Raw genomic sequence first — 10673 nt, forward strand, 5'->3', positions numbered from 1 at the left:
CCACGCTTGTCTAGCCACGCCGTCCCGCCCGATCCCATCCCCTCCTTGGTCCGACTCGCCATGCACTTCCAAATTCGCACCGCGTTTGCCCTTGGCATCCTGTTTTTCACGTCTCACGTTACAGCAAACGACCGACGTAATTCTCCTAAAAACACAGCATCCGAGACGATCGTCGATACGAGCCACGGCGATCAACGGGTTCACGAGTACTTTCGCCGCGAAACCGAAACGATCTCGGCGGCCACGTTTGCCGACATTAAAACGCTCGAAGACTGGGAAAACCGTCGTCAGGGTTACCGCGATCAACTGCATGAGATGCTTGGGCTTTCCCCGCTGCCCGAACGTACGCCGCTATCGCCTGTGGTCACCGGTTCGGCGACTGCCGAGGACGTGGTTGTCGAAAACATCCAATTCCAATCGATGCCCGGAGTGTACGTGACGGGCAACCTTTACCGCCCCGCGAAACAAGACGGCCCGCTGCCAGCAATCCTGTACGTTTGCGGTCATGGCAAAGTAAAGAAGGACGGAATCAGCTATGGCAACAAAACCTATTACCAATATCACGGAGCTTGGTTCGCTCGTAACGGCTATGTTTGCTTAACCATCGACACAATCCAGTTAGGCGAAATCGAAGGGATTCATCACGGCACGTATCGCGAAGGAGCATGGTGGTGGAACAACCGCGGCTATACCCCCGCCGGTGTGGAAGCTTGGAACGGCATCCGGTCATTGGATTACTTGCAATCCCGTCCCGAAGTCGATGGCGAACGGATCGGTGTCACCGGTCGCAGCGGAGGCGGTGCCTATTCGTGGTACATCGCGGCGTTGGACGAACGCGTCAAAGCCGTCGTCCCAGTTGCCGGCATCACATCGCTCAAAAATCATGTCGTCGATGGGTGTGTCGAAGGCCATTGCGATTGCATGTACATGGTCAACACCTATCGTTGGGACTATCCGATGGTCGCCGCACTGATCGCACCACGTCCGCTGTTGATTTCCAACACTGATAAAGACACGATTTTCCCACTCGATGGAGTGGTCGATGTCTACAGCAAAGTGCGTTCGATCTACAAGCTTTACGACCAGGAAAAAAACATCGGGTTGCACATCACCGAGGGCCCGCACACCGATACTCAGGAACTTCGCATCCACGCGTTTCGGTGGTTCAATCGCCATCTGCGAGCGGACAACGAACTGATTGACAAAACCGCAACGCCGATGTTTGACATCAAGCAGTTAAAGGTTTTCGAGTCGTTACCATCAGACGAACGCGTGACCACGATCCATGAAACATTCGTTCCCAAAGTGTCGCCCGATACTGCAGCCAAGAGCAGCAAAGAGACATCGCAACAGCGTGATCAATGGATGTCGTCATTAAAAAGCAAAACGTTTGGCGGTTGGCCCGAAGTCGCAGATTCACTTGATACGACGACGATCGCCGAGCGGGAAGTCGATGGAATGAAAGTGGCGGCGATCGAGTTCACGTCGCAGTCGCCATACCGTTTGACGATGTTCGCGGTGACTCCGAAGTCATCAAAGAACGCGAAATCGGTAGACGTGGTCGTATTGGCCCCACAAACATGGCAGAGCGTTGCGGCTGGATTGGCCGTCCACTTGCCGGACACGCTTCCCGGCGTCACGCCCGACGAGCAAGAATGGAAACGGTTGCAAGGCGACTCGGCAACCACACCGACCGTCTATGTTGCTCCTCGCGGGGTGGGGTTAACCGAGTGGACTCGCGATCCCGTAAAACGGACTCACATCCGCCGCCGCTTCATGTTGCTCGGCCAAACCGCTGCGGCAATGCAAATCTATGACGTCGTACGAGCGATGCAGGCGATTGAGGCGTCGTCGCCCTTTGAAAACGCGAACTTGACGCTCCGCGGCAACGGAGACGCCGCCCATTGGTCGCTGCTGGCCTCCCTTTTCAACGACCGCGTCACCCAGCTCGCGCTGACCGATCTGCCGTTACGCAACCGCGACGCTCCCGATTTGCTGAACATCAGCCGGTTCATCGAAATGCCCGAAATTGCTGGGATGGCAGCCGATCGAGTGGAAAAGATGGAACTAAGCGGGAGCAATACGGTGCAATGGAAACGCGAGTTTGCTGCGTTTGAGCAGGACGACGTGAGCGTCACTTTTTCCGAAGTGCCGCTAAATTGACGATGGATTGGCTGCATTCTCGCTGAACGCCATCGCTGGTTCCCAGGCTGCTGCCCGGGAACCCAATGAATTGCAGGCTCCCGCCTAGCAAGCGTAGCTACGAAACGCAAATGCCGTAATTCGTCGCCTCTAAGCACCTCGGTAGAGGTCTTTTGGCCTAACCTCTCAAGACGGCGAAGCTGCAAAACGTAACCTAGGCTTCCAGCCTTGGAGGTCAGATCGAACCCAGGCTGGAAGCCTAGGCTACGTTAAAACCCGGCATTTCTGTGGCGAGATTGGCCGCTAGGGGGTGTTCTCTGGCAAGATTGGCGTTGCGAGGACTACAATGAGTTGGGAATCGCTTGATTGGCTCGCAAATCAAGCTCCCGCTGCTCGTCGTCAAGCTCCTCGAAGGAATATGTCACGGATGCGTCAAACCGTTACTCAACTTCTGTTCACCACCACTGCCCTGATCGTGCTCAGCACCAGCAATTTGCTGGCATTTGAGACGATTGAATTTAAACAGGGAACGGATTCCGACGGCGCCGCAGCGACCCGAACCGTGGTGGGCGAGTTGTTGCTCGAGGCGCAAGACGGGGGGCTTTTGATTCAGGGAGATGACGGACGCATCTGGACAATCCAGCCCGAAAATTTGGTCAAGCGAACAAGCAACTCGGAACCTCTCGTCCCGGTCAGTGACGAGCAGATGATTCAGAGGATGACGAAGGAGATGCCGGCGGGATTTTCGGTCTATCAAACGGCAAACTATTTGATCGTTCACAACACCGACGAAAATCATGCCAGGTTGGTCGGCAGTTTGTTCGAGCAACTGTATCGCGGCTTCTTTTCCTACTGGAAAAACCAACGATGGGATCTGCCTGAACCACGATTCCCCTTGGTCGCGTTGCTGTTGAATGATCACGATTCGTTCATGCAACATGCGAAAGGTGAAATTGGCGAATCCGCAAATTCGGTGATTGGTTATTACCATCTCGCCAGCAACCGGATGACAACGTTCAACGTTCCCAATTGGGAGCGAAATATTGCCACGATCATTCATGAAGCAACCCACCAACTCGCCTACAACTGTGGGCTGCAGCGACGTTTCGCCGACAACCCGATGTGGGTCAGCGAAGGCTTGGCAATGTTCTTTGAATCCCCCGACCGCCACAACTCCAAAGGCTGGCGTGGCATTGGACGCGTCAACCAAAAGAACCTGGCACGTTGGAACAGTTATCTACCGAGCCGCCCCGAAGAATCATTGGCGACGCTGATTGCTGATGACTCACGATTCCGTAGCCCCGCCACCGCAGCCGACGCTTATGGCGAAGGTTGGGCGCTGACCTATTTTCTACTCAAGACGCAGCGTGAAGAATTTGTCAAATACCTGCGGCAGCTCAGCCAAGTCAAACCGCTGGTGGAATTGAGCAAACGAGAACGGATCGCGATGTTTGAAACGGCGTTCGATACCACGCTCGAAAAGCTTGACAAGCAATTTCTGACCTACATGCGACGCGTTCACTAAAAAGTTTGCAGCAATCGTTCGCCGCGGATTTCTGCACGAGTTAATAGAGTCTCAGGTTAATAGAGACTTGAATTAAAAGAGACTCGGAACAAACATTCGCTCGGGCATCGGAATGCGTTGGTAATCATCGCTTCGTTCACGTGGTGGCAACTCGATACTTTTGCTCTGAACCTCGGTGTAGGGAACTTGGCTCAAAAAGTGACCGATACAATTGAGTCTCGCTCGCTTCTTGTCCACCGCATCGACGATCCACCAAGGTGCCTCGGCGGTATGTGTTCGCTCGAGCATGATCTCTTTTGCGATCGTGTACTGTTCCCAACGTTTTCGCGATTCCAAATCCATCGGACTCAATTTCCACTGTTTTAATGAGTCATTGATGCGGCACTGAAACCGAAATTGCTGCTCTTCGTCGGTGATCGAAAGCCAGTATTTAATCAGAATGATCCCCGAATCGACCAGCATTCGTTCGAATTCCGGCGTAGTGCGAAGGAATTGTTCGTATTCTCGATCGGTACAAAACCCCATCACTCGCTCGACGCCGGCGCGGTTGTACCAACTGCGATCGAACAACGCGATCTCGCCTGCGCCGGGTAGATGATTGACGTAGCGTTGAAAGTACCACTGGGACTTTTCACGCTCGCTCGGTGCGGGCAACGCGACGACACGGCAGACGCGTGGATTTAATCGCTGGGTGATTCGCTTGATCACGCCTCCTTTGCCTGCGGCGTCACGTCCTTCGAACAGCACGGCGACACGTGTACCGGTGGCGACCACCCAATCTTGCAACTTGACCAATTCGAGTTGCAGTTTCAACAGTTCGACAAAGTATTGGCGACGAAAACGCGTCTCACGATCGGCCAAATTCGGACGTGCGTTCTCGGTCGACGCATCCTCAAGCTCTAATTCGAGTTCTTCATCGATCGAATCCAATATCTCGTCGCGAATCCGTGAATACAGTTCCTCGCTCATCACACTAACTGAACTCACCGCTGATGTATTGTTTTGTCGCATCTTCTTGTGGCGAATCAAACAGTTCATTGGTATCGCCAAACTCGACCAAGTAACCGGTCCGCCCGCCGCCGCTGGTGTCGACGTACATGAACGCGGTTTGATCGGCAACACGCTTGGCTTGTTGCAAATTGTGAGTCACGATCGCAATCGTGTAATTCTCTTTCAATTCCTGCATCAAATCTTCGATGCGGCGAGTGGCGATCGGATCCAATGCCGAACACGGCTCGTCCATCAATAACACTTCGGGCTCGGTCGCGATCGCGCGGGCAATACACAGCCGTTGCTGCTGTCCCCCCGAGAGCGAAAGACCACTGTTTTTCAGTTTGTCCTTGACCTCGTCCCACAACGCAGCACCCCGCAGTGCTTTTTCAACCTTTTCGGCGATGTCGCCGCGATAACGGTTTAAACGCAACCCGAAGGCGACGTTGTTGTAGATGCTCATTGCAAACGGATTGGGTTGTTGGAATACCATTCCGATGTAACGCCGTACCGCCACGGGATCGACTTTGGCGTGGTAGATGTCTTTACCACGAAAGTGCACATGGCCTTCGAAACGAAACCCGCGAACCAAATCATTCATCCGATTCAAGCAACGCAGTGCACTACTTTTCCCACATCCAGATGGGCCGATAAACGCAGTGATCGAACCGCGATGGATCGGAATGCGACTGTCACGAACCGCACGGAAGTTTCCGTAATACAGGTTTTCGATATTACAATCCAACAACAACGAACCATGGCCGTTGGCGAGGATATCGTTTTCAACTTTGGGAGAAGCTATCACGTGGGTTTTCCTAAGAGGCTTTGGAGCGACTCGAAATGATTTGACCGAAAATGTTGATCGTCAAAACCATCAACACCAAGATCAAGGAAGCGGCCCATGCCATTTCGATTTGGTTCTCGAAAGGCATGCCGGAAAAGTTGTAAATAAACACAGCAAGCGAAGCGGTCGGCTCCATGACCTGAGAACTTCCGTCCTCAAAAATCCAGTAGTTACTAAACAGTGCGGTAAACAGCAACGGAGCCGTTTCACCCGCGGCACGCGCGACGGCCAACATCACGCCGGTCAAGATCCCAGGCAGCGCGGTTGGCAGGACAATCTTCCAAGCCACCTGAGTCGGGGTACAGCCCATCCCAATCGCAGCTTCTTTCATCTTGACCGGTACCATTCGCATCGATTCTTCGGCCGTCAAAATCACGGTCGGCAACATCAACAACGCCAACGCCACCCCGCCGGCCGGTGCGGAATACCCGCCGGTCGCAATCACGATCGCGGCATAGGCGAACACACCCGCCAAAATCGATGGCAATCCGGTCAATGTCTTTGCACAAAAGCGGGCGATTGACGCCGTCTTGCTCTGCGGACCAAATTCGGCCAAGAAGACCGCGGTCAAGATGCCAAAGGGGATCGCGATCGCGGCGGCAATCGAAACGATCACGATCGTTCCGACAATCGCGTTGCCAAAACCGCCTCCCTCTTCGAATGCCGTCGGGGGCAACTCGGTAAACAAAGCCAGCGAGATCTTTTTGCCGCCTCGCCAAATCAGCATGATCAAAACGCTGAACAGTGGCACACATGCGATGATGGTGGCGATCCCGGTTCCAATACTCAACACGATGCTGAACAAGGTTCGCGGATGACGCAGCGAACGCTCTAAGCGAGGAAAGTCCACGTCGTTAAATTCGGTGGTGATTTCAGCAGCGTTCATTTTGCACCTCCTCGCATACGGGCCGAAGCGTGCTTTAACACAAACGCACCGCAAATGTTCACCAGCAACGTGATCGCCAACAAGATCAGAGCGGCATACATCAACACCGGCTCTTCGCGTTCCCCCGCTTCGGGGAAATGATTCGCCAGCAGCGCGGCCAACGTGTTGCCGGGCGAGAAGAGCGAAATACTCATCTGGTTTGAATTTCCCACCAGCATCGCCAATGCCATCGTCTCGCCCAACGCGCGGCCAAAGCCAAGCACCAGTGCGCCGAAGATGCCGGTCGACGCCGTGGGCACGATCACCCCGATGATCGCTTCCCAACGAGTGGCTCCCAATCCGAAAGCCGCTTCTTTCAATTTTTTCGGCACGTTGCTCAGCGCGTCGCGAGAGATCGCCGAGACGGTGGGCAAAATCATGATCGACAAGACCAATGCCGCAGGCAACATTCCCGGACCCGACAGCGAGGTTTTGAAGAACGGGATCCAGCCCAGATTTTCATGCAACCAAGTCGCGAACGGACGCAACATGGGGATCACGACAAAGATTCCCCACAATCCGTAGACCACGCTGGGAATCGCCGCCAACAATTCCACAATGTTCTTGAAAGCCCACTCAACTTTGTGAGGTAAGAAGTCTTGAGTTAAGAAGATCGCGATCGATACGCCGAAGAATCCACCGATCAGCAAGGCCAATAGCGAACTGTACAGTGTTCCCCAGATCTCTGGTAAAACGCCAAACTCTTCGTTTTGCACATCCCATGTGGACGAGGTCAAAAAACCAAGCCCGTGCTGGCTGATCGCTGGCATCGCTTTGGTGGCAACTTCATACACCACCAAAAACACAACCAACACGGTCAACCAAGCAAAACCTCGAGTCAATCCGCGAAACGCTCGATCCTTCGCAATCTCCATCGATGACGGAGGCGAAGAGATTGACGCCGATTCCGCGAGATCGGAAAGCGTGGCATTGGCCATGGGGTCGCCTAGAAAAAAAGCTGCAAAACGAGGACTGATCGACTCGGCAATCAATCGCCGTGACGGATGAATCATCCATCACGGCACCTCTTGTCGTTAAACTACTTGATGGTCTCGAGTTTTTGGGTCACGGTCGTGACAACGTTTTCCGGTAGCGGGATGTAGCCCATTTCCGCACTCGACTTTTGCCCCTGGTGCAAGCACCATTTGACAAGACTCTTCAAAGCATCGGCTTTAGCCGAATCCTCGTACTTCTCATAGCACAGCAACCATGTGTAACTGACGATCGGATAGGCGTTTTCGCCGGACGGATCGGGCAACCAAGCACGCAGGTCCTCTGGCATTTCAACGCCAGCCAAAGCCGCGGTTGCATTTTCCAGAGTCGGCTCGATGAACTTGCCTGAAGCGTTTTCGAGTGTAGCCATTGGCAACTTGGCTTGCTCGGCAAAACCAAACTCGACGTAGCCGATCGCGCCAGGGGTTTGCATGATCGTTGCCGTCACGCCATCGTTCTTGGGTGCGGCGATGAACTTGTCGCTCTCGGGCCAGTTGACTGTTTTGCCAACTCCCGGGCCGTCGGCAAACTTCTTGCTGACGGCGCTGAGATGATTGGTGAACACGAACGTGGTTCCGCTGCTATCGGCACGACGGACCACGGTAACGGGCAATTCAGGAAGATCCACTCCTTCGTTGGTCGCGGCAATCGCAGCGTCATTCCACTTTGAGATTTCGCCCAAGAAAATCTTGCTGTAGGCGTCGCGTGAAAGCGACAAAGGTTTCTTCAGCTTGGGCAGGTTATAGGCCAAAACCACGCTGCCTGCGGTCATCGGCAACAAGACAACGCCGTCGTCGACTTGTGCGATCTCGCTGTCGTTCATCGCGGCGTCGCTGGCGGCGAAATCTACCGTGTGACCAATAAAATCCTTGATCCCGCCGCCGCTTCCCTTGGCTTGGTAGTCCACCTTCACACCCTCGGTCGCCGAGCTGTATTCTTTGAACCAGCGGCCATACAGTGGAGCAGGAAAACTTGCTCCGGAGCCTTGCAACTTGATGTTTTGGACCGGCGAACCGGAGCCGCCCTCGGCAGTGGAACTGGAAGAACTTGAAGCGTTGCAACCGACTAAAACGATTAGGGCGGTAAGACAACAGAAGCGATACACACTTTTGTTCACAGTGGGACTCGTACTGGTTCCGGGGGAGGCTATCTGAAACTTTTGAGCCCAGTTTTAGTCCCCTCTTTCTCTTGCCGGAACCTTCGCTCACCAACAATTAACACGCTCTTAACAAAACTCGGCGTTCTGGCCGTTGGGTGGTCAGATCCCACGAATCAGTGCGATTATGCGTGCGAAAGCCACCTTAACAATCGTCCAAATTGCAGAAATATGAAGACGCGGAGCGGCAAATTGCGGCATTAGCGTTCTTGCAGCGACGCTCGCCAGAGCGTGGATGGTTGCCGCGCTCTGGACTTACAGATTCATCAGAATGTCGAGCATTTCGGTCGCGGTCGAGATCACTCGCGACGAAGCTTGAAACGCACGCTGGTAGGCGATCAGCTTGATCGATTCTTCGTCGATGTTCACGCCGGTGATGGCAAGATGTTGCCCCTGGAGCGTGGCATAAAAGTCACGCAAGCCATCCGCCTCACTGCCTTGCAGGCTGATTTTCTGAGCCATGGTGGCAATCGTCGATTCGTAGATACCACGAATCGATCGCCCTTCGAGCTCGTCCACGGGGCGGTCCACCAAATCGAGCATGCGCGATAAGACATCGGTGTCTTCGCCAATTCCGCCTGCACTGATCGCTAAAAAATCACTATCCTTTTTCAACGCATCGTTGACATTGATGTCAACGGCACTGCGACCGACAAAGAATGTATTGATACCTGCTGCCGCCAAAAAACCGCTGGTATCCTCGCCAAACGTAAACGAAGAGGTTGGCGAGTCGGAAAGGATTTCGATTTGTCCGCCACTTGTCACACTGGCCGTAATACCATCAATCGCATCGATATCCGCCACGATCGAGCTGACCGTCGAATCGGTGACTTGGCCCAGATTTTTTACTTTGATCCGATGGGTCGAGATCACTTCACCCGACGCATCGACTAGATTCATATCAAAGGTGCCATTGGTGGGTGTCCATGCCAACCCCGCTTGATCGAGCGGCACAAAGGCGTCGGACTTGACGCTGGAAAGCAAATCTTGGAACCCTTCTCGGCCTTGCCCCTGCGAGTGCACTTCATTGACCGTGCGGATCAACGCGGACGCCATGCGATCGATCCCCGCGATGTATTCGCCAAAGACGCCGTCGCGAGCTTCCATGGTCGCGCCCAATTGGCCTCCGGTCGCATCCAGAGGCGAATCGGTTTCAATGATCCGGATTTCCTGTGCCTCGAGCTTCTCGCTGTAATGACTGTAAACATCGCGGCTGATTCCGTCGTTGACGAGATAATCCCCGCCCACGAAAACAGAAACGGCCCCACTCTCCTGTTCCTGAATGTTTAAATCGACATACGTCGCCAACTCTTCGAGATAGTTGTACCGCTGGTCCCTCAGTCCGGTGGCGTCGCTATCAATCAGCCCGCCGCCTTCGATTGTGGCGATCTCGAGATTGAGCTTCGCAATCCGTTGGGTGAGACGGTTGATGTCGCTGGCAACGTCCTTTAATTCGCCGTCCCACGCTTGCTGGCGATCGGACGCCTTGCTGCGAGCGTTGCGAATATTATTCGTCAACGTCTCGCCTTGTAGAATCACGAATTCACGTAGCGAGGCATCCCCCGGTTGGGTAGACAATTCATGAACGGCGTTGTTGAACAGCGAAAATTGCTGGCTGAGCCCCGTGTTATCGAGATCGGTCGACAATTCTTCGAGTTGAGCGTAGGCCTTTTCCAACGATTCGGCGCCCGACAACGCGGTCTTGGCATCGAGCATCCGCTCGAACAGCGCTTTATCGACGACTTGGACAATCCCGGTGGGGCGAACGCCATGCCCCTTAATCAAGTTGCCTTCGCGAACGGCTACCGCAGACGCCTGCTGTAACTCCTGACGTATATAGCCCGGAGTATTCGCATTGGCGACGTTGTTGCCCACGACCTGAAGGCCGATCTGGGCCGCATCGAGTGCGCCTTTGGATTGCTGGATTGTGCCGAGAAGGCCCATGCCGATGTCTCAATTGACCGAAAGAACCGTACTTTCAGTCTTTTATCGGCATTCCCCTACGCACAGTTGACCTAATCGTCAAAACCGGATCGTTATCGCTGATGATCCCGCACCGATGCGGCGGTGGTCTTCACATGGACACGCCAACTCAACG

The 10673-nt window shown here is 54.1% G+C and carries 8 protein-coding genes; 2 read left to right on the forward strand and 6 right to left on the reverse strand.

Annotated elements, in window-relative coordinates:
- Positions 1 to 60: 60 nt before the first annotated feature.
- Complete coding sequence (locus tag ABD971_RS06155) at positions 61 to 2163, forward strand: alpha/beta hydrolase family protein (protein ID WP_345320406.1); 2103 nt, start codon at positions 61 to 63, stop codon at positions 2161 to 2163.
- A gap of 406 nt (positions 2164 to 2569) precedes the next feature.
- Positions 2570 to 3667 carry a DUF1570 domain-containing protein gene (locus ABD971_RS06160; RefSeq protein ID WP_345320408.1) on the forward strand — a complete coding sequence of 366 codons (1098 nt, stop codon included), beginning with the start codon at positions 2570 to 2572 and terminating at the stop codon, positions 3665 to 3667.
- A 72-nt stretch (positions 3668 to 3739) separates the two neighbouring features.
- Here the strand turns inward: ABD971_RS06160 and ppk2 are convergent, their stop codons facing one another.
- The 6 genes from ppk2 to flgK all read right to left on the reverse strand — a co-directional run bounded on the left by ppk2 (position 3740) and on the right by flgK (position 10519).
- Positions 3740 to 4636: a polyphosphate kinase 2 gene (gene ppk2, locus ABD971_RS06165; protein ID WP_339941392.1), complete on the reverse strand. Its 897-nt coding sequence runs from the start codon at positions 4634 to 4636 to the stop codon at positions 3740 to 3742.
- A 4-nt stretch (positions 4637 to 4640) separates the two neighbouring features.
- Entirely contained in the window at positions 4641 to 5462 is an 822-nt protein-coding gene (pstB, locus tag ABD971_RS06170; protein ID WP_339941243.1) for a phosphate ABC transporter ATP-binding protein PstB, read from the reverse strand.
- Between the two features lie 10 nt (positions 5463 to 5472).
- Positions 5473 to 6387: a phosphate ABC transporter permease PstA gene (pstA, locus tag ABD971_RS06175; protein ID WP_339941245.1), complete on the reverse strand. Its 915-nt coding sequence runs from the start codon at positions 6385 to 6387 to the stop codon at positions 5473 to 5475.
- Positions 6384 to 7439, reverse strand: coding sequence for a phosphate ABC transporter permease subunit PstC (gene pstC, locus ABD971_RS06180; protein WP_345320410.1), 1056 nt, complete (start codon positions 7437 to 7439; stop codon positions 6384 to 6386). The genes pstA and pstC overlap by 4 nt, the downstream gene beginning before the upstream one ends.
- Positions 7440 to 7465: 26 nt before the next feature.
- On the reverse strand, positions 7466 to 8536 hold the full coding sequence (pstS, locus tag ABD971_RS06185) for a phosphate ABC transporter substrate-binding protein PstS (protein WP_345320412.1): 1071 nt from the start codon (positions 8534 to 8536) through the stop codon (positions 7466 to 7468).
- Positions 8537 to 8830: 294 nt separating this feature from the next.
- Positions 8831 to 10519 carry a flagellar hook-associated protein FlgK gene (gene flgK / locus ABD971_RS06190; protein ID WP_339941251.1) on the reverse strand — a complete coding sequence of 563 codons (1689 nt, stop codon included), beginning with the start codon at positions 10517 to 10519 and terminating at the stop codon, positions 8831 to 8833.
- Positions 10520 to 10673: the final 154 nt, after the last annotated feature.

Source organism: Novipirellula rosea (genome assembly GCF_039541335.1).
Lineage (GTDB): Bacteria > Planctomycetota > Planctomycetia > Pirellulales > Pirellulaceae > Novipirellula > Novipirellula rosea.

What these genes read in the sequence shown, in the direction of transcription:
- ABD971_RS06155 (WP_345320406.1), top strand. Translation starts at nt 61, where the DNA reads ATGCACTTCCAAATTCGCACCGCGTTTGCCCTTGGCATCCTGTTTTTC.
- ABD971_RS06160 (WP_345320408.1), top strand. Translation starts at nt 2,570, where the DNA reads ATGCGTCAAACCGTTACTCAACTTCTGTTCACCACCACTGCCCTGATC.
- ppk2 (WP_339941392.1), bottom strand. Translation starts at nt 4,636, where the DNA reads ATGAGCGAGGAACTGTATTCACGGATTCGCGACGAGATATTGGATTCG.
- pstA (WP_339941245.1), bottom strand. Translation starts at nt 6,387, where the DNA reads ATGAACGCTGCTGAAATCACCACCGAATTTAACGACGTGGACTTTCCT.
- pstC (WP_345320410.1), bottom strand. Translation starts at nt 7,439, where the DNA reads ATGATTCATCCGTCACGGCGATTGATTGCCGAGTCGATCAGTCCTCGT.
- flgK (WP_339941251.1), bottom strand. Translation starts at nt 10,519, where the DNA reads ATGGGCCTTCTCGGCACAATCCAGCAATCCAAAGGCGCACTCGATGCG.